Below are 24,354 nucleotides of genomic sequence, written 5' to 3'. Positions count from 1 at the left end.
AATGAAAATCTTTTAGAATGGCTCAAGAATTTTAAATAAGATATAATGTAAAGTAGAATGTCTTAATTATCACAAAAGTAATGGTTAGTCATATTCTACTTTACATTATTCTTTACTTTCCATAACCATTACCCAGCGCTCCTGCGGTTTCATATAGTATTCCCTCTCCACCGCCTACAATGGCATCAAAGAAATTAAATGCTTCACGGTTTTGCACGATATGATAGTCTTTGCCTACAACGCCCAATACTGCATTGTTATCCGTGCGGATATTGGCAAAATAGTTAGGGACTTCCAATTCGTTACTGCCTATCTCAATATTGTCAGCCGTTTGAATAATGCCCGAACCTTTGGTAAATAGCGGACTTTTAACTACTTCGTAATCTAACCCTGCAAATTTTACAGCTTCCTCGCTTGTTGGGTATTGCTCTACAATTTGCCCTAGTCCGTGCCATGCTTTTTCCTTTACGCTAAAGAATGAATAACGTCCTGTTTCGCTGTTAAAATTGATATTATGTGCCATGATTTTAAATTTTAAATTGTTTAAATTATTTAGGTGCTCGTTGTTAAAATGGTAGGTCATCCTTTGTATCGTCATTGTTGTTTCCTGTAGGAGCCTGTACCGCTTCGGCTTTTTTACCGCCCCCGTGAAGTTTGATTTGCGAGGTATTGAAGTTCAGTCCTGCGTGCGGTTGTCCGTCACTGCCTGTCCACGCTCTTGCGCTCACTTTGCCTGTCAGTTCTACCACCGTACCTTTAGTGAGTATCTGCGCTACTTTTGGACTAAGCCAATAGGCGCAGTCGAAATACGTTGTCTGCTCTATGCGCTCGCCCGCTTTGTTTTTGTAGCTGTCGTTGATGGCTACCGAAAAGTTTACTACTGTTTTGCTGTTCGACACGTTGCGTACCTGCGCATCCGCTGTCAATCTTCCTGTGATGTTCATAATTCCTACGATTTTTAGTGATTAATTTTTTTTTGAAATTTTATTCGGCAATGAGAGGAGGAGCTGTTTTGTTTCATCAAATCCATTTTTAATATTTTACTTTTCATTGCTGACATTTTTTTTATTCGTCTAAAGAGCCGGAGTATGCTATGTTTCGTTTCAGGAGCATAAAAAGGTTAGTGTTTAGCAATAGCAAGGTTTTGACAAAAAATACAACCCGGATGGGTGGAGATTTTTTATCAAACCTGAAGGGCCTGGCCTTGCTATTGCGTTAAGGACACGGAAATACCTTTGCTGCTGAAATGAGACAAAAGCATACTGGTTTTTGGTAAAAAAATGAGTGGAAGAATGAGCGATATGATAAAGATGGTTTGTAGATATTCCGTCCTATACTAATATCTCAAAAACAACATGTAAAAGTGAATTGTAGGATTTTATATATTTAGCGAAAAAACATAAATGTCTTTATTCTTTTTCGCTATCCTACCTATTCCTTTTTATTTGCTTTCCTTTTCCTTGTAGTTGCTTTTTTGTATGTTTGTAGATTGTAGCAAAAATGCATTTATCAGTTTTATATTTGGTTAAATTTATGGTACAAAAAATCAATATATTTTATCGATAAATGACTTCTAATTTTTTTACAAACCAAGGTGAAAATACACTTTACAAAAAATTTGTAGGTGTGTTTGAAAATATGCAAAATATTGAGTACTTCAAATCAGTTATTGGTTATTTTAGAGCATCTGGCTATTTTGCTATCCGGAAACATTTTCCATTAGATTTAAAAGTAAAAATCATTGCAGGTATTGATGTAGACCCTTTCATCGTTTTGGCTCAACAGAATGGTTTGTTATTTAGTGCTAATACAAAAGATACAAAACAAAGTTTTTTTGAAAGTATACGGGATGACATTTCAAAGGCAAAGTATGGTAAGAATATAGAAGACGGAATTTTACAATTAATAAGCGATATTGCAGATAATAGAATTGAAATAAGAGCGCATAATTCAAAAAAACTGCATTCAAAATTTTACATTTTTTTATCTCCAAATTTCAATGAACATAATCCAAATGGAATGGTAATTATGGGTTCGTCTAATCTTTCTGCTCAAGGCTTAGGATTAGAAGGAGTTGAGTATAATTATGAAATGAACGTTGAATTAAGAGATTACCCTAACGTCAAATATGCTGACATAGAATTTGAAAAATTGTGGAAAGAGAGTACCCCAATACTTCCTGTTGATGCACCTTCTTTAATCAAGAAAACATATTTAGATATAACACCAACACCTTTTGAATTATACGTTAAATTTTTAATCGAATTTTTCGGGAATAGTATTGATTACGACCCAGATAGTATTAGCGATATTCCACTCAAAAAGTTTAAAAAATTAAGCTACCAAATTGATGCAGTAAATCAAGGTTATGAATTGTTGTTAAAGCACAATGGTTTCTTCTTGGCGGATGTGGTAGGAACTGGTAAAACTGTTATGGCTGCTTTATTAGCGAAGAAATTCATCATTAATAACGGGCCTAAAACAAAAATTTTAGTAGTATATCCTCCAACGTTGGAGAAAAACTGGAAAAGCACTTTCAAAGAATTTAGGATTGATGACAAATGTCATTTTATTGCAAATGGTAGTTTAAATAAAATTGTTGATGGCAACCATAATTATGCTGATAAGGAAAGATATGATTTAATTTTAGTTGATGAAGCACATAAATTTAGAAACAGTAAAAGCAGACAATTTGAAAACTTACAAATCATTTGTAAATCCGGTAGAGAAAACATAGGTGGAATTCAAGGATTTGAAAAAAAAGTAGTTTTAATTTCAGCAACACCACTTAATAATAAACCGGAAGATATATATTATTTGATTTCATTATTTCAAGATATTAGAAATAGTAACTTGAGTGAAACAAATTTGCAAAAGTTTTTTTATCCTCATACTGCAAGATATAAAACACTGATTCAAGAAATACCATTAAATTTACCGGGAATACAAGAAATATTTAATGATATTCGCGATAAGGTAGTTAAAGATATAACAATAAGAAGAACTAGAACGGATTTAGTAAAGAACGAACGTTATCGTAAAGATCTCCAAGAGCAAGGAATTATTTTTCCAACCGTTGCTAATCCTATCGCAAATGAATATGAATTATCGAATCAGCTTGCAGAGTTGTTTTTAGATACTGCAAATAGTATAATTGATAAGGATAAAATAGATTTCTTTCGTTATCAAGCAATAGCTTACTTAACTGATGAAGCAAATAATGGAGTTTATCAAAATGCCCAAACCGTTTCTCGTTCTTTAGCTTATATTATGCAGACCCAATTAATTAAAAGATTGGAAAGTAGCTTTTATGCTTTTAAAAAATCATTAGGTAAGATTACAAACTCAACCAAACAGATGATTGAAATGTATGAAAGAGACAGTATATTTATTGCTCCAGATTTGGATATTTCCGATTTGATAAACAAAGGAATGACTGATGAGGAGATTGAAATAGAAATTCTTAAAATTGATGATGAGAAGCCTAAAAACAAAGTTTTTAAGAAAATGGATTTTAAAGACGGATTTATTGAAGGTCTTGAAAAAGATTACGAATACTTATCAGCCTTAAATAATAGATGGCAAGCAGTTGAAGAAAGTAATGACCCAAAGTGGAATGTTTTTATCTCATTACTTGAAAAAGAGTACTTTGATAAATCAAAGAATGAACTAGAAAAGCTTGTGATTTTTACAGAATCAGCTGATACATTGCAGTATTTAAAAAGTAGATTAGAAAAAGAATCAATTTATAAAGTATTAAGTATAACTTCTGAAAACAGGAATAGGGATTTTGAAACTATTCGTGAAAATTTTGATGCCAATTACGAAGAGACTTTTAAAAATGATTTCAATATTATTTTAACAACAGATGTCTTGGCAGAAGGTATTAACTTACACCGGGCAAATGTAATCGTAAATTATGATACTCCCTGGAATCCAACAAAATTAATTCAAAGATTAGGGCGTATTAATCGTATTGGAACTAAAGCTAACTTTATTTATAACTACAATTTTTACCCATCTGAACATGGAGATAGGAGAATAAATCTTCGTCAAAAATCATTAGTAAAATTGCAAAGTAGTCACAGTACTTTTGGTGAGGATAATAAAATCTACACAATGGATGAAATTATCGATCAATTTGGAATGTTTGAAGAAAAAGAAGAAGAAAAAGATTTAAGAACTGAGTATTTAGAGTGGTTAAGAAAATTCAGAGATGAAAACGAAGAATATTTCGAAAAAATAAATGAGATGCCTTTAAAAGTGAGATGTGTTAGGAAATCTAACGCTAATAACAAAACTATTGCGTTTGTTAAGAATGGAGATTATAAAAATATTTATTTACATGAAAATGGAAAATCTATATCACTCCCATTTGAAAAAGCAGTCAAAATATTCGAAGCAAAACAAGATGAAATTGGAATTGTAGCTATACCAGAATTACATTATACTCAAACCAATCACATAACCGAGCAGTTTGAAAGAGATTTGACCACCCCTGAAATGATTGGTGGAGCAGATGACAAAATGGATATAAGATCTAACAAAGCAGTAAATGACATGAATAGTTGGTTATCCTATAATATATTAGTATCTAAAATAGCAATAGAAGGAGCAAAAAATCTATTACCTCTTTTGAAAAATGGTACTTATTCTAATTTAACGAATGAAGTATTTAAATTAAGAAATGAAACTGATATTAAGAAGTTAGAGAATGAACTAATCAGATTATCAGATAAATATATTTCTAAAATTAAGAGGACAGACAAGAAGAATTTAGAGCCATTGGAACCAAGAATTATTATTTCAGAAACCTTTGTTTCTTAAAAGCAATTACAATGACAGTAACAGAAATTAGAAATATATTAGAAAGTCCCTATAACAGAAGTGTCTGGACAGATTTTATCAAAACACAGTTTACGAATAATAAACTATTTGGTAATGAGCAACCATTAGTATTGACCGACAGTAAATTGAGTAAGAGTTGCATCTCTTTAGGATTTTATGAAATCGATGAATATACAAAGATTGGAATTTTTGAAGTTGAGTTAAAAGAAAAGGTTAATATCAATCGAAATAGAGTTGCTTTAAGGAACCTTATAAAAGACATTACAAAACAGGTTGCTGGCGCTATGGTTGTATTTGTTCAGGGCGATAAATGGCGTTTCAGTTACATTAGTAAAAGAAAATTAAAAAATAAAAACACTAATCAAATTGAAGATAAAGAAACTGCTCCAAAGCGTTACACTTACTTATTCGGAAAAAATGAAAAAGCATTAACAGCTTCTATTAGATTTGATAAACTTATACAAAAACAACAAGATAACATATTTCAATTTTTAACGCTTAATGATTTTGAAGAAGCATTTTCAGTTGAAAAATTAAGCAGAGATTTTTTCAACGAATACAAGAAAATTTATGATGATTTTGTTGAATTTATTACCGGAAAGCGGTATGTTAAGAAGGGAAGTAAATTTATAGAAACTCAAGTTCATGAAGCTCACTTTCAATTGAATAATTATTTTGATGGAGACGATAAATTAGCTAGAGATTTCTTTAAAAGAATGATGGGGCGAATTGTATTTTTATATTTTATTCAAAAAAAAGGTTGGTTATCGGTTCCAAAAGGGAAAAACTGGGGTGATGGTAATCCCGACTATTTATTAGAATTATATAAAAACGCAAAATATAAGGATAGTTTCTATAGCGACTATCTTGTTCCGTTATTTTTCGATACCTTAAATAACAGTGAAGTCCAAAATGAGAGTAATGATTTTCGTTTTCCATACCTTAATGGAGGTTTATTTGATAAAGATCAAGATTATCGTTACAACAAAATTTCTCTACCATCAGATATTTTTGAAAAATTATTTGATACTTTCAATAATTTCAACTTCACAGTTTACGAAGATGCTCCAGATGAACAAACAGTAGCAGTTGACCCTGAAATGTTAGGGCATATTTTTGAAAATTTGTTGGAGGATAACAAAGACAAAGGTGCTTTTTATACTCCAAAAGACATAGTATATTACATGTGTAGAGAAAGTTTACATAACTATATACATATATATACAAACAATGAAAAAAATGAGGATTTTAAACATAAACTAAAGCAATATAATGATAATTATGATGTAACTATTTTTAGTAGTAGTGAAATAAAACTAATTGATAGAGCTTTAGAAGATGTGAAAATTTGCGACCCTGCAATTGGTTCAGGTGCTTTTCCTATGGGTTTGCTTCACGAAATTTATCACTTAAAGATACCAATAGAAGATTCCAAAGGATTTAAAGCTAAAACTCCTGCCGATCTAAAAAAACACATTATTGAAGAAAGTATTTATGGTGTTGATATTGACAATGGAGCGGTAGATATCGCTAGATTACGTTTTTGGTTAAGTTTAGTAGTTGATGAAACAGAACCACAGCCTTTGCCTAACCTTGCTTTTAAAATTGTTTGTGCTAACACTCTAATACCCTTAAGTACAGATAATAGTATGCAATATCAAATTGCAGGAGCTACAGATATAATCATAGAAATTGAAAAAGTAAGACATGATTATTTTGACGCAAGCAAAGAAGGTAAAAAAGAATTAGAGCGTCAGTTTAAAAATCTGCAAAATAAATTATGGAATACCTCGAAAGACTGGATTACCAGCAAAGATGCAGAAATATATCAACGCCTTTTAGAATTCAATCCTTTTGAAGATAAAAGTTGTGGTTGGTTTGATTCCAATTGGATGTTTGGTATTAAAGATGGATTCGATATAATCATCGGAAATCCACCTTACGTTAGTGTAAAAAACATTCCGGCGAAGGAAAAGAAGATATTTACGTCAATTTATAAAACTGCTGTTGGACAATTTGATTTATACGGATTATTTATTGAAAAATCTTTTGAGCTCTTAAAAAGGAATTCAATATTTGCTATGATTACATCTAGTACCTTTTTGAATAATAAAGATTTTTATCAATTAAGAAAAAAACTCATCCATGATTCAACAATAATTTCGATAGTAAATTTAGATGAAACTATCTTTGAATCTGCGCAGGTTGATGTTGCAATTTTACTATTTAAAACTTCGCAGACAGAAGAGTCCAATATGAAAATTTTTTCTAATAAAAATAATTTTATTCAGAATCAGTATGAATTAATACCACAATTGCAATTCGATAATGAAGATTTGCTTTATGAATTTAAATTGAATTGTACCAAACAAGATTTAAAAATTATCGACATCATTTTTTCAAATAAAGTACCGTTGTCTAATATTCTTAATCTTCCCAGAGGTATCGAATTAGGAAGTAATTCTTCATTAATAGAAACTAAATCCTTAAATAATAACTCTAAACTACTTGTTGGTAAGGATATAAAAAAGTATCAAATAAATTTTTCTAATCGTTATATAGTATTTAACGAAAATGACAGATCTAATTTTAAAACTAAGGAGATTTATACACAAGACAAGTTGCTTATACAAAGAATTAGAAATTTATCTTTAAAAGATAGGATTATTGCAACATTAGATCAAGATGAATATTTTTGTACTAATACATTGCGAATAGGAAACCTTAGAGACGAACACTTTTCTTTAAAATATTTCAGGGATTTGCAATTCCGTCAATAAATTTTCTAAAAATCTTTAATAGTTCTAGAATTATTGGTATTTGTCACCTAAAACTGGAAAATCTGCAATAAATTATGTTTGGCATGAGTATCAATTCACTTTTTGAATTTTTAATTTATACCTATTGTTTACTATCATTAATATGGATAGTTTGTGGGAGTGTTTTAAAAAAATGCATTTACTTTAAATAAAAAAATCTATAGAAGATGTGTTTGATAAATTAAAATTTCAAAAAATAATTCCAGATTAAGGATTTTAAATCACTAAAATATTATATTTACAGTGACTTTAAATCATATTTATAATGCTATATATTTCGAGCAATTTAAGATCTCTTCGTAGCAAACGGAATTTGTCTCAGCTGGCTGTTTCTGATGCAATGAAGTTTGGGCTTGATCAATATAAGAAATATGAGTATGGAAAAAATACTCCTCCAGCTGAATCGCTTTTGGTTATTTCGAGATTCTATCATATAAGCATTGATTTGTTGCTGACTGTTGACCTTGAAAAGGTATCAATAGGTGATTTAGTCACACTAGAAAATAACCGGATTGTATTGCCAATTACTGTTGATTGTAATGGAAATAATTTAGTTGAGGTGGTTACACAAAAAGCAAAAGCTGGATATGCTGCAGGCGGATATACAGATTTTAGTTTTATTTCTGAACTGGATCATATTTCTCTGCCCTGGCTTGACAAAAATGAAAAGCACCGTGTATTTCCTCTTGACGGTGATTCCATGCCTCCCCACAACGACAAGTCCTCGATAATTGGAAAGTACATTGACAAACTTGGGGATGTAGTGGATGGCAAAACTTATATCATCATTACCAAAAACAATGAAATGGTATATAAACGCCTCAACAGAAATGGCAAGAATACTTTTTCCCTTACTTCCGATAATTCATTTTATAATTCGTATGAAATTAATTTTTCTGATATAGCCGAAATATGGGAATATGCAGGCAGTCTTGAACGGGAACAATTCAAACCTGAAACTAACGATATTAACAATTTAACAATGGTGATAAAGAAAATTGAACGAGATATGGTTGAAATCAAAGCGAAAATGGCTTAAAAACAGTGAAGTTTTTTTTTAATAAGTTGTTAATCAATCATGTTACGAAATGTGTAAAAGTAGAGTTAAAATTGTAGTTTTGTTTAATAAAATTGAAGGTAAAAATTAGTATGGCAACGACGTTGTTTAAACAAAAAATTCATGATCTGAATTTCTCTTTTTTGGATAAAGAAGGGAAAGGGGGTATACTGATGACTTTCGAATATGAAAAGCTGGACAAAAGTCTTGCTTCACCCGATGTTTTATTTGCATTGGAAACTGCATTTCACAAGTTTAGTGCAGATGCAGTATATTTTAGACATTTTGAAGATGGGCGCGCCTTAGTGCCACAATTGTATATCTTTGATTATACAGACAAGCTTCTAACTAATGATGACCGGAATAGAATCCATATCAGCATGTGGAATGGTTATCAGGTCCCACTCTATATTATCATTACTAAGACTTCTGTAGCTATTTTTGACGCTCGCGAGAAACCAAACGAAAGCAGAGATTCTTACGCAAAAGAAATACTTACTTATACTGGTGAGGCTATAAAAAGCTTTAACGCCCAAAGCTTCGATGATGGGTTATTTTGGGAAGAACAGGATGAAAAGAAACATTTCAAATTTGAACAATCTGCAGCACGAGACCTTATTCGGGGATTGAAGCATGTTTACAAAAGCTTTCAGGAAAAATCAGGTCTTAACAGACACGTTGCCTTAAAATTATTAGTACAAAGCTTATTGATAAAATACCTGGAGGAACGTGATGAAGACAGTCATAGCGGTTATTTTGCAGGAACTTATTTCATTAAGCACTTTGGAAGCGAAAATTTCTGTGCAGTTATTAGGAATGGGAAATTACTTGATCTGCTTGACCAATTGGCGAAGGATTTTAACGGAAAGATATTTGAATGGGACGAAGAGAATGAGAAGGAAGAACGCGAAGCGATTCAAAAAAGTGAGGTACAAGCCCTTGCGGATTATCTCGATGGAAATTTACGGGAAAATCAATTCTTACTATGGCGACTTTATTCATTCTCACACCTGCCGGTTGAAGTTTTAAGTTCGGTTTACGAAGAATTGCTTACTGACAGTAAGGATATTGTTTATACCCCTGAAATGATTGTAAGCACTCTTGTAGATGAGTGCATGCCATTGAAGAATCCACAGTCTGATTTTAAAATGATTGACGTAAGCTGCGGCTCTGGGATTTTCCTTGTGAAAACATATAAGCGTATTGTACAGTGGTGGCGTTATGAGCAATGGAAGCAAACCGGTGAATTAAAAAAGCCGCCTTTGTCAGTATTAAAAGAATTACTCTTAAAGAGTATTTATGGCATTGATATTCAACAAGATGCTATTCGATTATCTATTTTTAGTTTAGCTTTAGCGATACTTGATGAAGTTGACCTTGACCCTAAAACGTGGGGCAAATTGAGGTTTCCGGATTTAAGCGAAAATATCATCGTTAATGATTTTTTCCCATTCATCGTAAATGCTCCCGTAGCAGAATTTGATCTTGTTATTGGAAATCCGCCATTTAATTTGCAACATGTAGATGGAAAGGAACCTAATAGGAAGAAATATTTTAAAGAACTTAAAACAAGTATCGGATATCAAAGTAGTATTAACATTCCAGACGAAAACCCTGCGCTTCATTTTCTAGTACAATCGATGAGGCTTTTAAAACCTGATGCTTTATTATGTTTAGTCCAGCCTTCAGGACCTATCCTTTATCAAAAAGATACACTGTTTAAAAACCTGTTATTTTCAAAATATAATCTTCTGCAAGTTTTAGATTTCACTAAATTGTCAGACAAACTTTGGGGCAGGAAAAATGTAGCAACTGCAGCAGTGTTTTTACAAAACTCTCTTCCTACTCAAGATTCAGTAGCGCATATTGTTGCAGGACGAACGTTTTCTAATACAAATAGAATTTTCTTAGAATTCGATCATTACGATTTCCACATGGTAACAAAATCATCTGCTATCTCCAGTCCATATATTTGGAAATCAAATTTACTGGGTGGTGGCAGAATTGTTCAATTGATTGAAAAAATATCGGTATTACGAACGCTCGGAGAATTTTTAGACGAAAAAAAATCTTCCGGGTGGGTTAAAGGAGAAGGGTTTATTGAGAAGGGCGACAAAAATAAAGCTGATTATTTAACAGGCAAAAAATTTCTTCCGACTGAATTATTTACAGAAAATGGTATTGAGTCTGATGATTTACCGCTATGTAATATAGAATATTTTCATAGACCACGAAAAGAGGAACTCTATACGGCACCACATCTTTTGATTAGAAAAATTTTAGGCAAAACAAAATTGATAACCGAATACAAAGACGAATATTTGAGCTTCTTAAGTGATATTTTCTCGATTCATGCGCCTGAAAGCGATAAAGATGAATTGATAAAAATTTCTGATTACCTAAAAAACAATGGACCACTATTAAGATTTTATATCTTAGCGACAAGTAGTAGGGTTAAAGTAAATAAATCTACCTCGCTATATGACGAAGATCTGCTACATATACCTTATCCTGAAAACATCTCAGATATTAAGCTATCAACAGCGGAAAAAATTGTATTGGATGATTCTATTAAGCATTCATTTGTGGCAGATTCTCAAAATCAAATTAATAAAAGAGCGACTGTTCCGAATATTGTGTCTTTTTCAGAAGTATTCTGCAAGACTTTAAATAGTGTATATGATACTGATGGGAAAACGTTTCAGCTATTTAAAACTTTAGATGCGGGAGATTATTGGGCATTACATTTTGAATATACGAGTAACCAAATAACTTCAATATCGGAATATACAACTGATTTAGAACAATACATCAATGCCATAATACCATCTCATAACGGCATTCGAAAAAGTTATCATGTACAGAAGATTATAAAAATTTATGGAAAAGATTGTATAATCCTTGCAAAACCAAAGCAGCTACGCTATTGGTTGCAATCAACGGCTTTAAATGATGCTGATGAATGCTTTGCGGATTATTTTAAAGCCCGTTATCAAAATGCTTAAAGATAGTCTTCCATCATACCAGGGGCCACTGCCCAATGATTTAAATGTTGCTCCAGATTTTGAGGTAACTCAAATAATTACATTCATCGATCTAAATCTTGAAGAATTTATTCCTTACTATCAAAAGGTAAAAGATTCAGGAAAGGAAAATAGAATAAGTGATTTGCTTATAAATCATCTGCAAATTTGTAAAAATGAACAAAATGGTTTTCTACCCTACGATTTTAGAAAAAATCCAACTCAAGTAGAATCTGATAAAGAAACTGATATTGGAGTTTTTGTTATGGATAGAGCAAGAAAGCCACTCCCAATAATAGAATTTGAAGCAAAACGATTTTCAACTACCTCCAAATACAAGGAATATGTTAGTGGAGTGCGCGGTGGAATTGAGCGCTTTAAAAGAGGACATCATTCATCACATTTGTTGGTATGTGGTATGTTTGGTTATGTGCAGAGCCATACCTGCAGTCATTGGATTACTAAGGTGAATGAATTTCTTACTGAACTTTCTACAAGCAATATAGATACAACAATTGACTGGAGCAATCCGTCAGAAAATTTAGTTAGTATATCTAATTCTACATATGTTGAGAAATTAAGTTCAAAAACTTTGCGCAATAAGCCTCTAAAAGAAATGCAATTATGGCATTACTTTTTAGACCTGACTTCTTAGGGTTGCAATAAGAGGTTTGTCGATAGCTATCAGTAGAATTTAAATAACCCCTAATAATTCTATCAAAGATGCGATACCTCTACATTGGAATGCATAAGAACGTGATCGTTCTTTTTTTACTTATTTAATTGTATGGTCGCTGCATTTTTAATACATTTACATATATAAAAGTACATTGACTGACTGCGTTAAATTGACCAAGGATACAAAGGGCTACAAGGTAATTCATTAAATATGAGACCTATTCGGCTACCCCTTTTGGAGTGAACACCTTGAAACACCAATAAAATCAACGAATTAAGGAATAGGCATGTAATCCTGCCACCCCGACGAAAATCCTTTCTGTATCTGCAGAAAGGATTTTTTATTTTATATATCTTTTAGATTCTCTATTTTAGAATAGCAAAAACTGATTATCGGGCTTCTGAAATCCAACAATAAAAACTTACTTTTGCACCATCAATTTAACACTATCATATTATGTCAGATACTATCGAAAAAATTAAATGCCTAATTATAGGTTCTGGTCCTGCGGGCTATACCGCTGCAATCTATGCTGCCAGAGCTAATATGAATCCAGTTTTATACCAGGGAATGCAGCCGGGCGGTCAGTTGACTACCACAAATGAAGTGGAGAACTTTCCGGGTTATGTTGATGGAGTTACAGGACCTGAAATGATGGTTCAGCTGCAGGAACAAGCCAAACGTTTCGGCTCTGATATTCGTGATGGCTGGGCTACTAAAGTTGATTTTTCTGGAGATATTCATAAAGTATGGATTAACGATTCAATCGAATTACACTGTGAAACGGTTATTATTTCTACAGGTGCTTCGGCTAAATATTTAGGGTTGCCATCAGAACAACATTATTTGCAAATGGGTGGCGGAGTTTCTGCCTGTGCGGTTTGTGACGGATTTTTCTACCGCAATCAGGAAGTTGTAATTGTTGGAGCGGGGGATTCTGCCTGTGAAGAAGCGCATTACTTATCTAAACTTTGTAAAAAAGTAACCATGTTGGTGCGAAGCGAAAAATTCAGAGCTTCAAGAATTATGGAAGAACGTGTTCGCAAAACCGAAAATATCGAAATTTTACTGAATCACGATACGGTTGAAGTATTAGGGGATGGAAATGTGGTACACGCCATAAAAGCTTTGAACAAAACTACTGCTGAAGTGGTTGAAATTCCTGCAACAGGATTTTTCGTTGCCATTGGTCATAAACCTAACACAGATATTTTTAAAGATTACCTTAATTTAGATGAAACCGGTTATATCATCAATACTCCGGGAACTTCAAATACCAATGTTCCGGGTGTTTTTGTGGCAGGTGATGCTGCAGATCATGTATACCGTCAGGCAATCACGGCCGCAGGTACAGGCTGTATGGCTGCGCTGGATGCAGAAAGATATTTGGCAGCTAAAGAGTAAAAAAAGATTTCAGGTTTTCTTTGTTTCAGGTTTCAAGTTGTTGGAACTGAAATGCAGAGAATTTTCACATAAAAAAATCCCATTCGCAGTCTACAGTCTATCTATTGTGAATGGGATTTTTTATTTTAACGCTCCAACAACCTGAAACAAATAAAACTTGAAACTTGAAACGTGAAACTTTTTACTTAATCTTCTTAATCAGCTTCGCTTCTTCAGAAAAACGGGTAAGTTGTATCGTTGGACTTCCAAAAAGGGAAAGTTCTGCTTTGTCGCTAACCGCTATCGAAATGGTGGTTTCTGCCAAAATACTGGCTGTCGCATAGTTTTCAACCGTGACATTGGAGTCTTTCAAAGTGAATTTTGTTCCGGTAAAAACCGAATTATTGTCCAAACGAATGGTGGCTTTTTCCGCGATACCTTCAATAGTGGCTGCCGCTTTCTGATATAAGTCACATTTGAATTTTATGGCGGAAACCAGTGTTTTGATGGAAGCATTTTTGCTTAACTGTAAACTGGCATCTTCTGATTTTACGTTTAATTCCGTTTTTGATTTATCATCGGCAATCAGGGAGAATTTTTTCGAATTTACATTCAAAAACAATTTTGAGTAATCAAAGCTGTTAAAGGTAATGTCGTCTACCTGAACTTCCTGAATGGCGTAAATAGCCGCTTCATTTTTAGCAATTACATTCTTAAGTGATTTGGTATAAGTAACGCGGACAATCAGTTTTTTAAAAATGGAACTTTGTTTTGAGGTATACAAACGAAGCGTACGATCTCTTAAATCCATTCCGATGATATCGTGGAGATTGTCGTCAGCTTCGATTTTGATTTCGTTTTTCTCTCCTCTTTCCAGATAAACTTCCAGATTATCGTCGGCTTCAATACCATCAAATTCTCCAACTTCCTTTATAGAAGTTGTAACGATTTTAGATCCTTTTATTTTTTCGCGTTTTTGGGCAAAAGTCAATGTTGTAATCAATAATAATAGGAGTAGGGCGGTGTTTTTTTTCATTAATGCTAGATTTGATTTTCACAAATATAAAAAAATCATCCACTTTCGATGAATGATTTTTTTATATTTAACAGATTGAGCGTGTTTATCCCTGAGTTACGCTTCCTCCTGAATTTACTGTTTTTTCAATTGTTTTAGGAGCGCTGTTATAGAGAATACTTCCCGCGCTTGAAGCATCGGCTTTTAAGCTCAGAATAGGATGCACTTCTAAACTTCCACTGCTTGAGGCACTTGCTTCAACTTCGTTAGCTAATAGTTTTCCGGCATTCACACTTGCCCCGCTTGAAGCATTAGTAATTATTTTTAATGCTTTTCCCTCAATTCTTATAGAACTTCCGCTACTGGAGCTGCAAGAAATATTGTCTGATTCTACAATAACATTCATCGTTGCGGAACTTGATGTTTCCAGGTCAATATCTTGTCCCTGAAGAACATTTCTGCTTTGTACAGAGGCTGAACTTGATGCGTCGATCTTATTGATGACAGGCATTTTTACAATCACCCTTTTTGAAGAAATATTGCGGAAAGAACCGTATTTGCATCTGATGACCAAAGTCCCGTTTTCAACTGTTGTTGTGATTTCTTTTTGTAAATTATCATCAGCTTCAACAATGATTTCTGTTGCATCAGCCTGTTCAATAACCAAATCGATTGCATTGCTGACTTTTACATTTTGAAAATCACCGTGGACGATTCTTTTTTCTGTTGTAACATGTCCGCTTCCTTCAATAGAATTTCCGTTAAAGTTACAGGAGGCAAACAATAATGCGGTGACAGTCGCAACAACGAATTTCGTAATATGAATGATTATTTTTATCATGGCTAGTTAATTTTAATTATAACTCCGTTTTTATCAGTGGTTAGCTTTCCTTTCGTACTTTTTCCGCTTAAAACTTCCTTTCCGTTAATTTTAATGGAAACTTCTTTTACCGTATCGTTGTCAATAGTGTTTTCTTCATCATTGTCATAGTCTCCGTCATTGTTATCGTTTTCATCAGCAGGGCAATTCAGACATTTCACTTTAGAACCTTCAACTTTATAATTGTAGTTACCGCTAAAGTGCAAGTTGAAAAAATCATTCTCAGAGTCATCATAATCTTGTAAAGAGGCATCCGGTTTGAATACTTGTCCTTCAGGAAGGTATAAAAACACATCAACTTCCTGTCCTCTGAATTTGTTTTTTACATCTGTAAGAAAATAATTATCCAAAATTAAATGATTTCCTGTGATTTGAAACTTATAATTGATTTTTTCTGCTCTTTGTTTGGCAGAGATAAATGAATTTCCTCGGGCGCTTTTCTCTATTTGAATAAAAGGAGCAGCTTCATCAGTGTGTAAAATATGCAGGCGAACATCATTTGAATATAATAACTGATGATTGGCCGAATCCTGTACGAATTCAAATTCCCTGTAGTGGTTCAAATCTTTTGCATAGTAGTCATTGTATTTGAATTTAATGAACAAAGTATCTTTTGGACTAATATTGATTGCTTTTTTCTCTACGGTTTTATTATCGTATGAGATTTCAGTTGCTTGTTTAATTCCGATGCTGATGGCAATCGCAACCGCAATAATCCAAATCGCTAACAACGTATATTTTGTAATATTCCCGATAGCTTTTAAGTTTGGAGATAACAATTTGAAACCTAAAAGAGTCAAAAAGAAAAATGGAATTCCAACAGCAAAGAACATTAATAAACCAAAGGACCAGATCGGATAGTCTGTGAAGTTTCCGGCTTCCACAAAATTTTGCCATGGAAAATCAACAAAAACATTAGTTCCTAAAGTAAACACTCCTATCAGTAACATGATCAGAACAGTGATTCCGGACATGATTAGGATTACGCCTAAAAATTTAGCGAAGATTTTAAAAACCGTCATGATAAAGTCTCCAAATGAACTACTTATTCTCTCAGCTCCCGACTTTACCTGGTTTCCCATGGCATCATAATCTGCATTTTTAAATTTATCAGATAAGGATTCAATTTCCTCACGTACTTTTCTTTCAATGTTCGAAATCGTTACCGGTTCACCGGTCATCTCCAGTTTTTCAGAGGTTGTAACCGCTTCCGGAGTTACAACCCATAGTACGAAATAAGCTAAAATTCCAGTTCCGAAACCTGCAAAAACAAATATTAGGAAAATGATTTTTATCCATACGGCATCAACTCCAAAATAATGTCCTAAACCTGTGGCAACACCGCCAACCATACCTTTTTCTTTGTCACGGTATAATTTTTTATGTTTTCTGGTTCCGTAATCATTAAAAGACTGACCTGATTTTTCTTCGTCTTCAATGATATAGTCTTCAGGTTGTCCCATAACAGCGATTACCTCATCAATATCTTTCAATCCCACAACATGTTTTTCGCTTTTTTGTTTTTCCGTCAATAATTCAGAAAAACGCATTTCGATATCTTTAATAATTTCATCCTGACCAGACGAATTGTTTAATGATCGTTTTATAGCGTCAAAATAACGGGTTAGTTTCAAATATGCGTCTTCATCAATGTGAAAAGACATACCTCCTAAGTTTATATTTACTGTTTTGTTCATGATTATTGATTTTGATTGGTGATTAGTTTTACGGCGTCAGACAATTCTGTCCAGGTTCCGCTAAGTTCGTTTAAAAATGTTTGTCCTATTTCGGTTAACCCATAATATTTTCGTGGTGGTCCTGAAGTTGATTCTTCCCAGCGATAATTGAGTAAACCGTCGTTTTTCAGTCTGGTTAATAGCGGGTAAACTGTTCCCTCAACAACTAGTAATTTGGCGTTTTTTAAAGTGTCTAATATTTCTGATGTGTATGCATCTTTTTCTTTTAGTACAGATAGGATACAAAACTCAAGAACACCTTTGCGCATCTGTGCTTTTGTGTTTTCAATGTTCATAATTTCATTTTGTTTTTTTTAGATTGAACAATTCGTCTTTTGATTGATGATTTTGATTGATGATGATTGTTTTCGAATTTATTCTTTTGGAATGAGTTCGTATTTCGTATAACTTTTAATCTTTTTAGTCAGGCTGAGCGAAGTCGAAGCCCATTTGCGAATTATTTTATAAAAGGAATCGTCATAGGATATTTGTAATATTCTCCGTTTGATGTTTTTATAGAAGCGTAAATCACTAAAAAGAATTCCACTATTTTTAACAATCCGAAAAGTAAAACAGCCGTAGCTCCAATACTTATTAATCCAATGTTTCCGTCAAAATGAAAATTTCTGATTACGAAATCTTCGTCGTTAAAAACAGCTTCCATTGGCAGGTTTTGAAAAAATACGATGATAAAAATCGGAATCGCAATTAAAGCCAGAACCAAAGTGTAAAGCAGTAAACTCAATTGAAAATTCAAAGTCTGTTTTCCATGGTGATTTACAAATTCTGATTTGTCTTTATAACTCGTCCAGATTAAAATCGGAAAAATATAATTTCCAAAAGGGATGATATACTGACTTAATGTACTTAAATGTGTGAACGTTGCAGTGTTCTTTTCTGAGGTTGTTTCCATGATGAGTGGTGTTGTTGTTTCCATGATTAAAAGTATATAGTATTTTCTTATGCAAATATATGGTCAAAAGACAGTATCTTGTTTTACATAGTACCAAATATTAACAAAATATTAACAAATATGAATTAAGCCCGCTAAATAAAAAAGACTGAAAATCAGTGGGAAGGCTTGATTTTATTACGCTTTTAGGAAAGTAAAAACAATTTATTGTGCGTGCATAGTTTTTTTGTATTTTTACATAAAAAATAAATCACATGGCAGTTTCAGTTTCCAAACTCAACAAATTTGTATTATTCAAATTACCATCGGCCTATATTTGCGGTGTTCGCGTAAAAGCGATCGATAAAGACAGTTGTGTCGTAAGTGTAAAACACCGTTGGATCAATCAGAATCCTTTTAATTCAATGTATTTTGCAGTTCAGGCAATGGCTGCCGAATTAACAACCGGGGCTTTAGTAATTTCCCAAATTCAGGAAAGCGGAAAAAAGATCTCGATGCTGGTGGCCAATAATAAAGGTAACTTTACTAAAAAAGCAACAGGCAGAATTACATTTGTTTGTAATGACGGACATTTAATTGCCGAAGCTATTGAAAAAACAATAGCCACAGGCGAGGGGCAAACCTTCTGGATGAAATCTATCGGAACAGACGAAAAAGGAATCCAGGTTTCAGAAATGGATTTTGAGTGGAGCGTGCGTATTAAATAGTTTTTTTGCCACGAATTTCACGAATTTTCACCAATTCAAAATGCTTATGCATTTTGCAAAAAACAATTCGAGCAATTCGAGCAATTCGTGGCAAAAAAAATACATAACAAAAAAGACCTCATTATTGAGGTCTTTTTTTTATCGAATACCTGTTGTCTTATTTTTTAACACAACAAGCTTTTTTGTCTTTTTTTGCCACATCTGTTTTTGTGCAACAGGATTCCTTTTTAGCCTTTTCTTTTTTTGCTGCCGGTTTCGTTTCCTGAGCCGTTATGCCAATTGAGAATAGAGCCGCAGTCATAAAGGTAATTACTTTTGTCATTTCTTTGTTTTTTGGATGTTGATGATTCTGTTTTTTGATGAATCAAATATAGGCTGATTTAGTATTCGTGCGAATAAGCGTATCGTTAATGTTTTTGTAAATATGCACAATCGTTATTCCCAAACCTTATTAACGTGTTTTTGCCATAGCTTTTTGGCATATTCCCTGAATGCCGCAGGGCCATCTTTAAAAGGTTTGTCAAAAGTATGTTTTCCGCCTATGTACTGTTTTTCACCTACCTGAACCCGGTTTTCTCCGCGCATCGAAAATTTTTCATTTCCCTCGTGCATTATTATTTTCATAGTCGAAGGACTAACATCTCCATGACAAACCGTGGTGTACATTACCCAGATTTCAGTTATCCCATCTTTATTTAAATCGGTAATATTAAAGGTATTTTTTACAAAGTTGGCTTCTATTTCAACCGGACAGTCATGAATAAAATCATAAATTTTCCAGTTTAGCTTTGAATCTTTACCGGATAAAATATAATGGTAAGCATATAACGCCGCATCACGAGAATCTTCACTATCTGAGTTTTTAGTCGTAAACTCGCCTGTTTCCGTTAATACGACAATATTCTCTCCAAGCTTGTCTTTCCAGGAGACTGCATTTTTGACTTTTCCGGTATATTTTATTTCTTTCGGAATTTTATTGAAATCTATTTTTTTGGGCAGGATGGCAGTATTCTGGCCAATAAGTTTTACGGAAAGGATGGTAAGGAGGAATAGAAACGTAATTTTATTTTTCATCTAGCAGGCTTTTATCTTTAGTTAAGGTGTGAAGTAGTCAGGTTTTATTTGCTGTTACGATGGTAATATCTCTTCATAAAATATTGAATGACTACGGTGATTACTAAAATTATTATAAAAATAAATTCGAGGAAAATTAATCCAAGCAAGGGCATTCCGCAATGGATTTGCCCATTTGAGTTGCTCCTGAGATTGTGTGAAACGATTTGAAGCGCCAGATAAGATACCAGTATTTGTAGGAGAAAGCTAATCATACTTATCCTAAAAAAAGATAATTTTACAGGGTTATATTTAAAATTTGTTCCAAATATAATTTGAAAAATCATGGGTAAAACAAGTAATAAAAAAGGATTGATTCCGTACATGAATTTAAAGAGTTTTGTTGCTCTCTGTCATTTCAAAAGTAATGCCAGTTCCTAAATAAGTTTATACTTTCTGAATTCATTTCCATACACATGAGCAATAGGTTATCTTCTGCTAATGTCTCAAAACCTTCTCTTTCGCCCGCTGTTTATCACCCCATTCTTTCAGGTGATTGATAAACGGAATGAGTTCCATGCCAATATCAGTAAGCGAATATTCTACTTTTGGCGGAACTTCATGGTAGACTTTTCTGTAGACCAATTCGTCCTCTTCGAGTTCCCTTAAAGTCTGGGTCAGCATTTTAGGAGTGACATCTACAAGCGTTTTTCGTAATTCGCCATAGCGGAGGATGTTTTTGTTGCTCAGATTCCATAAAATTCTTCCTTTATACTTACCGCCAATTCTCTTAAAAGCGTAGTCTACAGAGCAAACTACATCGGAACAATCCTCTGTATATTTATTTTTTGCCATTTTTTTAATTTTTAAATCGCTGATAATCAATAATAGTATGTTTTTTGTGTGTAGGATACAAAAAAGTGCATACTTGTGGCAAAGATACTGATATTATACTTTTGTACTTTAATTTTAAACTAAATTATGATGAAAGCAATTATAGTAAACGAAGCGGGTGGTGTATCCAACTTTAAATACGTAGATATTCCGAAACCGGAAATTAACGATGATGAGGTTTTGGTAAAAGTAAGTGCGTTGAGCATTAATCCGGTTGATTACAAAACAAGATCTTCGGAAGGTGGAATAAAACGTTTTTTCGAAGACGAACGTCCGGTCATTCTGGGCTGGGATTTGTCCGGAACCATTGTAGAAGCAGGAGAAAATGTAAAGGACTTTAAATTAAATGACGAAGTATTCGGAATGGTCAATTTTCCGGGAAAAGGAAAAGCATATGCAGAATATGTGGCGGTTCCTGCTTCGCATCTGGCTTTAAAACCAGAGAATATTTCCCATGAAGAAGCGGCCGCAGGAACACTTGCATTACTTACGGCCTGGCAGGCTTTGGTGACCAACGGAAAAATAAAAGAAGGCGATAAAGTATTAATTCATGGAGCATCGGGCGGAGTAGGACATTATGCCACCCAAATTGCAAAACATTTCAAAGCGCACGTAATCGGAACTTCATCAGCAAAAAATAAAGAGTTTGTTTTGCAAAACGGAGCGGATCAGCATATTGATTATACCAAAACCGATTTTGAAAAAGAAGTTTCAGATGTGGATCTGGTGTTAAATTCGATTTCAGATGCCATAAACAATCGCTCGGTTGATGTTGTAAAACCGGGCGGAAAAATAATTTACATCCTGGGAGCTATCGCTCCGGAATATGCAGAAAAGGCCAAAAACAAAAATGTGGACCTGTTTGCTATTCTGGTTGAATCTTCGGGTGCGGATATGAAAGCTGTTGCCGATCTTATGCAAAAAGGAATCATTAAATCGCATGTGTCGCAGGTATTTTCATTTGATGAAATGGATCAGGCACATTTACAATTAGAGACCGGAAGAACAGTGGGTAAGATTGTAATTAAGCTTTAATACTATTTCAGTTCAATAAAAAAACATCAGTTCATAACCCGCAGGGACTGATGTTTTTTATAAGATTTGAATAAGAGTGTAGTCGTTAATAATTCAGATTCACTCCGAATCCAACTCCCATGTCGCTGTCATAATGTGTAGTAACTCCAAAGTTTCTGGCTACGATATATTTCAGGCCGGCCATATATTCTTTATCGGTATTCCACATTAGGTTCATGCGTAAGCGTCTTGAAAGCGGAATATCTTTTCGTTCCAATTGGAAGCGTACATTTCCGTCAGTGTATACTTCGACCTGAGCTTTTATAAGCATTGGAAGGGTATATTCGAGACCAGCACTAAAAACAGAACGATTGTCTTTGGTATTGGATTGGCCGAAAAGATTTTGTTCCTGTTCATCCATTCCCATTTTTCGGTAGCGCCAGTCAAAGCCAATAAAAGGCATCAGCCATTGATTTTTGCCAATGTAACGCCCAATATGCGTTTCGGTTTCATAACCGTGACGATCGTTGTAGCCCAGTCTCCATTCGGTTGCTATGCTCCAGCGGGTGTTGCTGAACATGGCTTCACCGTCGTTTCCGTTGGTTGCAAAATCATTTTCGCCCATGAAATGGAACATTCTGTCGTCCATTTTTAGCATTTTATAAGCCATTTTCTGATCATGAATCAGCGGATTCGGTGCTGAGTTTTCATAACTAAAAATACGTCCCATTCCCGCCATCATATGATACAAAATATGGCAGTGAAAAAACCAGTCGCCATCAGCATTTGCCTGAAATTCGATAGTATCAGTTTCCATTGGCATAATGTCAATTACATTTTTGAGTGGTGCGTAATCGCCCTGATCATTCAGGATTCTGAAATCGTGTCCGTGTAAATGCATCGGGTGTCGCATCATCGATCCGTTGTACAGTACAATGCGTACATTTTCTCCTTTTTTGATTAAGATTTTATCGGTCTCAGAAACGACTTTATTATCTAAACTCCAAACGTAGCGATTCATATTTCCGGACAATTCAAAACGCAATTCCTTAACCGGAGCATCTTTTGGAAGACTAGTTTTGGTCGGCGATTTCAGCATTGCATAATTTAAGGTGACTATGTCGGCGGTTTCAGTGCTGTCGTTATCCATTTGCATGCCTTCTGCATGTTCGGAATGGTTCATCGGTTTTGAATTTTCATCTTCACCGGTGATTTCAGGATACATGACGGCATTCATATCCATTTTATTCAGGGACATTTGCATGCCCATATCATTCATTTCGCCGTTCATTTTCATCATGCCGTTCATCATTTTCATTCCTTCGAAATATTTTAATTTCGAAAGGGGCACGAGAGGCTGTTTAGTCCCGTCTCCCAGAAATAGAGAGGCTGATCCCGTTCTGTCTTCGGCTGTAGCCAGAAAAGCAAAGGATTTTTTATCTTTCGGAATGGTAACGATAATATCATAAGTTTCAGAAACTGCAATAATGAGACGATCCACTGCTACCGGGTCAACATCGTTACCGTCACTGGCTACAACCGTTATCTTTCCTCCACCGTACGTGAGCCAGAAATAACTGGAAGCGCCACCGTTTGCAATTCTTAGCCTGACTTTTTCTCCCGGCTTAAATTGCGAAAGCTGATCCTGGCTTTTCCCATTGATTAAAAACTTCTCATAATAGACGTCGCTGACATCCATGGCATTCATTCGTTTCCATTCGTTGGTCACTTTGGTTGAAAAATGACCTTGTTTCAGGGCTTCGGCATAACTTTGAGTGGTCCCTTTTTTGATCGCAAACCAGTCGTTGGCATTGTGAAGCATTCGCTGAACGTTTTCCGGTTTTAAATCGGTCCATTCACTTAAAATAACAGGAACGGTTGGCAAATCATCAATGCCTTTCCTGAAAGTCGGATCGTCCTTCTTTTTGTTGATAATGAAAAGGCCGTACAAACCCACTTGTTCCTGAAGCCCGGAATGGCTGTGGTACCAGTAGGTTCCGTTTTGAATAATGGGAAAGCTGTATTTATGTGTGGTCTTGGGAGCAATCGGCATTTGGGTCAGATACGGAACACCGTCTTCCTTATTCGGTAAAAATAAACCGTGCCAGTGAAGCGAGGTATTTTCTTTTAATTCGTTATGGACGTAAATTTCCGCAACATCACCCTCTGTAAAAGTAAGTGTCGGCATCGGAATTTGTCCGTTTACGGCAAAAGCATGTTTTTCCTTTCCCGAAAAATTGACAATTGTGTCCCTTACGTATAAGTCATAACGGACCACCTTTTGCGACAGCATGATTTGTATGCTAAAAAGGAGGAGTAGTGAGGTGAAAAAT

Annotated in this window: 18 protein-coding genes and 1 pseudogene; 8 read left to right on the top strand and 11 right to left on the bottom strand. The window is 34.2% G+C overall.

What is annotated here, in order from left to right; all coding sequences use genetic code 11:
- Nucleotides 1-124: 124 nt before the first annotated feature.
- A pseudogene (locus D0817_RS18775) lies at nucleotides 125-523 on the bottom strand (DUF932 domain-containing protein); the annotation flags it as partial.
- A gap of 43 nt (nucleotides 524-566) precedes the next feature.
- Nucleotides 567-944, bottom strand: a complete 378-nt coding sequence (locus D0817_RS18770) for a single-stranded DNA-binding protein (protein ID WP_127339889.1) — start codon at nucleotides 942-944, stop codon at nucleotides 567-569.
- A gap of 622 nt (nucleotides 945-1,566) precedes the next feature.
- Here D0817_RS18770 and D0817_RS18765 point away from each other — a divergent pair.
- From D0817_RS18765 to trxB, 6 genes are all read left to right on the top strand, one after another.
- Nucleotides 1,567-4,827, top strand: a complete 3,261-nt coding sequence (locus tag D0817_RS18765; RefSeq protein WP_127339888.1) for a helicase-related protein — start codon at nucleotides 1,567-1,569, stop codon at nucleotides 4,825-4,827.
- Between the two features lie 11 nt (nucleotides 4,828-4,838).
- Nucleotides 4,839-7,628, top strand: coding sequence for an Eco57I restriction-modification methylase domain-containing protein (locus tag D0817_RS18760; RefSeq protein ID WP_127339887.1), 2,790 nt, complete (start codon nucleotides 4,839-4,841; stop codon nucleotides 7,626-7,628).
- Between the two features lie 304 nt (nucleotides 7,629-7,932).
- Complete coding sequence (locus D0817_RS18755; protein WP_127339886.1) at nucleotides 7,933-8,706, top strand: XRE family transcriptional regulator; 774 nt, start codon at nucleotides 7,933-7,935, stop codon at nucleotides 8,704-8,706.
- 110 nt (nucleotides 8,707-8,816) lie between these two features.
- Nucleotides 8,817-11,729: an Eco57I restriction-modification methylase domain-containing protein gene (locus D0817_RS18750; protein ID WP_127339885.1), complete on the top strand. Its 2,913-nt coding sequence runs from the start codon at nucleotides 8,817-8,819 to the stop codon at nucleotides 11,727-11,729.
- Nucleotides 11,722-12,402, top strand: a complete 681-nt coding sequence (locus tag D0817_RS18745; protein WP_127339899.1) for a hypothetical protein — start codon at nucleotides 11,722-11,724, stop codon at nucleotides 12,400-12,402. The genes D0817_RS18750 and D0817_RS18745 overlap by 8 nt, the downstream gene beginning before the upstream one ends.
- 480 nt (nucleotides 12,403-12,882) lie before the next feature.
- Nucleotides 12,883-13,830, top strand: a complete 948-nt coding sequence (trxB, locus tag D0817_RS18740) for a thioredoxin-disulfide reductase (protein ID WP_127339884.1) — start codon at nucleotides 12,883-12,885, stop codon at nucleotides 13,828-13,830.
- Nucleotides 13,831-14,011: 181 nt separating this feature from the next.
- Here trxB and D0817_RS18735 read toward each other — a convergent pair whose 3' ends face one another.
- The 5 genes from D0817_RS18735 to D0817_RS18715 all read right to left on the bottom strand — a co-directional run bounded on the left by D0817_RS18735 (nucleotide 14,012) and on the right by D0817_RS18715 (nucleotide 18,377).
- Nucleotides 14,012-14,845, bottom strand: coding sequence for a GIN domain-containing protein (locus D0817_RS18735; RefSeq protein ID WP_127339883.1), 834 nt, complete (start codon nucleotides 14,843-14,845; stop codon nucleotides 14,012-14,014).
- Nucleotides 14,846-14,930: 85 nt separating this feature from the next.
- The gene (locus D0817_RS18730) at nucleotides 14,931-15,665 is read right to left on the bottom strand and encodes a head GIN domain-containing protein (RefSeq protein WP_127339882.1); all 735 of its coding nucleotides are present in this window, start codon (nucleotides 15,663-15,665) and stop codon (nucleotides 14,931-14,933) included.
- 2 nt (nucleotides 15,666-15,667) lie between these two features.
- Entirely contained in the window at nucleotides 15,668-17,401 is a 1,734-nt protein-coding gene (locus D0817_RS18725; protein ID WP_127339881.1) for a PspC domain-containing protein, read from the bottom strand.
- Nucleotides 17,402-17,403: 2 nt separating this feature from the next.
- Nucleotides 17,404-17,736, bottom strand: coding sequence for a PadR family transcriptional regulator (locus D0817_RS18720; protein WP_017498072.1), 333 nt, complete (start codon nucleotides 17,734-17,736; stop codon nucleotides 17,404-17,406).
- Nucleotides 17,737-17,897: 161 nt separating this feature from the next.
- Nucleotides 17,898-18,377 carry a DUF4870 domain-containing protein gene (locus D0817_RS18715; RefSeq protein ID WP_229654992.1) on the bottom strand — a complete coding sequence of 160 codons (480 nt, stop codon included), beginning with the start codon at nucleotides 18,375-18,377 and terminating at the stop codon, nucleotides 17,898-17,900.
- Between the two features lie 230 nt (nucleotides 18,378-18,607).
- On the opposite strand from D0817_RS18715, the gene D0817_RS18710 reads away from it, so the two are divergent.
- Nucleotides 18,608-19,060 carry a DUF4442 domain-containing protein gene (locus tag D0817_RS18710; protein ID WP_127339880.1) on the top strand — a complete coding sequence of 151 codons (453 nt, stop codon included), beginning with the start codon at nucleotides 18,608-18,610 and terminating at the stop codon, nucleotides 19,058-19,060.
- 157 nt (nucleotides 19,061-19,217) lie between these two features.
- On the opposite strand, the gene D0817_RS25700 is transcribed toward D0817_RS18710, so the two are convergent.
- From D0817_RS25700 to D0817_RS18700, 3 genes are all read right to left on the bottom strand, one after another.
- Entirely contained in the window at nucleotides 19,218-19,382 is a 165-nt protein-coding gene (locus tag D0817_RS25700; protein WP_161568442.1) for a hypothetical protein, read from the bottom strand.
- A gap of 113 nt (nucleotides 19,383-19,495) precedes the next feature.
- The gene (locus D0817_RS18705; protein ID WP_127339879.1) at nucleotides 19,496-20,134 is read right to left on the bottom strand and encodes a M949_RS01915 family surface polysaccharide biosynthesis protein; all 639 of its coding nucleotides are present in this window, start codon (nucleotides 20,132-20,134) and stop codon (nucleotides 19,496-19,498) included.
- A 477-nt stretch (nucleotides 20,135-20,611) separates the two neighbouring features.
- Complete coding sequence (locus tag D0817_RS18700) at nucleotides 20,612-20,968, bottom strand: winged helix-turn-helix transcriptional regulator (protein ID WP_127339878.1); 357 nt, start codon at nucleotides 20,966-20,968, stop codon at nucleotides 20,612-20,614.
- 129 nt (nucleotides 20,969-21,097) lie between these two features.
- On the opposite strand from D0817_RS18700, the gene D0817_RS18695 reads away from it, so the two are divergent.
- Entirely contained in the window at nucleotides 21,098-22,042 is a 945-nt protein-coding gene (locus D0817_RS18695; protein ID WP_127339877.1) for an NADP-dependent oxidoreductase, read from the top strand.
- Nucleotides 22,043-22,127: 85 nt separating this feature from the next.
- Here D0817_RS18695 and D0817_RS18690 read toward each other — a convergent pair whose 3' ends face one another.
- Nucleotides 22,128-24,314: a multicopper oxidase domain-containing protein gene (locus tag D0817_RS18690; RefSeq protein ID WP_438590675.1), complete on the bottom strand. Its 2,187-nt coding sequence runs from the start codon at nucleotides 24,312-24,314 to the stop codon at nucleotides 22,128-22,130.
- Nucleotides 24,315-24,354 lie beyond the last annotated feature (40 nt).

Source organism: Flavobacterium cupreum (assembly GCF_003996965.1).
Lineage (GTDB): Bacteria > Bacteroidota > Bacteroidia > Flavobacteriales > Flavobacteriaceae > Flavobacterium > Flavobacterium cupreum.
The sequence above is the reverse complement of the archived record's forward strand: the minus strand, read 5'-3'. Positions and strand labels throughout refer to the sequence as shown.

Bases quoted from the DNA above. Each gene is read 5' to 3' on its own strand.
- D0817_RS18770 (WP_127339889.1), bottom strand. From the start codon at position 944: ATGAACATCACAGGAAGATTGACAGCGGATGCGCAGGTACGCAACGTG.
- D0817_RS18765 (WP_127339888.1), top strand. From the start codon at position 1,567: ATGACTTCTAATTTTTTTACAAACCAAGGTGAAAATACACTTTACAAA.
- D0817_RS18760 (WP_127339887.1), top strand. From the start codon at position 4,839: ATGACAGTAACAGAAATTAGAAATATATTAGAAAGTCCCTATAACAGA.
- D0817_RS18755 (WP_127339886.1), top strand. From the start codon at position 7,933: ATGCTATATATTTCGAGCAATTTAAGATCTCTTCGTAGCAAACGGAAT.
- D0817_RS18750 (WP_127339885.1), top strand. From the start codon at position 8,817: ATGGCAACGACGTTGTTTAAACAAAAAATTCATGATCTGAATTTCTCT.
- D0817_RS18745 (WP_127339899.1), top strand. From the start codon at position 11,722: ATGCTTAAAGATAGTCTTCCATCATACCAGGGGCCACTGCCCAATGAT.
- trxB (WP_127339884.1), top strand. From the start codon at position 12,883: ATGTCAGATACTATCGAAAAAATTAAATGCCTAATTATAGGTTCTGGT.
- D0817_RS18735 (WP_127339883.1), bottom strand. From the start codon at position 14,845: ATGAAAAAAAACACCGCCCTACTCCTATTATTATTGATTACAACATTG.
- D0817_RS18730 (WP_127339882.1), bottom strand. From the start codon at position 15,665: ATGATAAAAATAATCATTCATATTACGAAATTCGTTGTTGCGACTGTC.
- D0817_RS18725 (WP_127339881.1), bottom strand. From the start codon at position 17,401: ATGAACAAAACAGTAAATATAAACTTAGGAGGTATGTCTTTTCACATT.
- D0817_RS18720 (WP_017498072.1), bottom strand. From the start codon at position 17,736: ATGAACATTGAAAACACAAAAGCACAGATGCGCAAAGGTGTTCTTGAG.
- D0817_RS18715 (WP_229654992.1), bottom strand. From the start codon at position 18,377: ATGGAAACAACAACACCACTCATCATGGAAACAACCTCAGAAAAGAAC.
- D0817_RS18710 (WP_127339880.1), top strand. From the start codon at position 18,608: ATGGCAGTTTCAGTTTCCAAACTCAACAAATTTGTATTATTCAAATTA.
- D0817_RS25700 (WP_161568442.1), bottom strand. From the start codon at position 19,382: ATGACAAAAGTAATTACCTTTATGACTGCGGCTCTATTCTCAATTGGC.
- D0817_RS18705 (WP_127339879.1), bottom strand. From the start codon at position 20,134: ATGAAAAATAAAATTACGTTTCTATTCCTCCTTACCATCCTTTCCGTA.
- D0817_RS18700 (WP_127339878.1), bottom strand. From the start codon at position 20,968: ATGGCAAAAAATAAATATACAGAGGATTGTTCCGATGTAGTTTGCTCT.
- D0817_RS18695 (WP_127339877.1), top strand. From the start codon at position 21,098: ATGAAAGCAATTATAGTAAACGAAGCGGGTGGTGTATCCAACTTTAAA.
- D0817_RS18690 (WP_438590675.1), bottom strand. From the start codon at position 24,314: ATGCTGTCGCAAAAGGTGGTCCGTTATGACTTATACGTAAGGGACACA.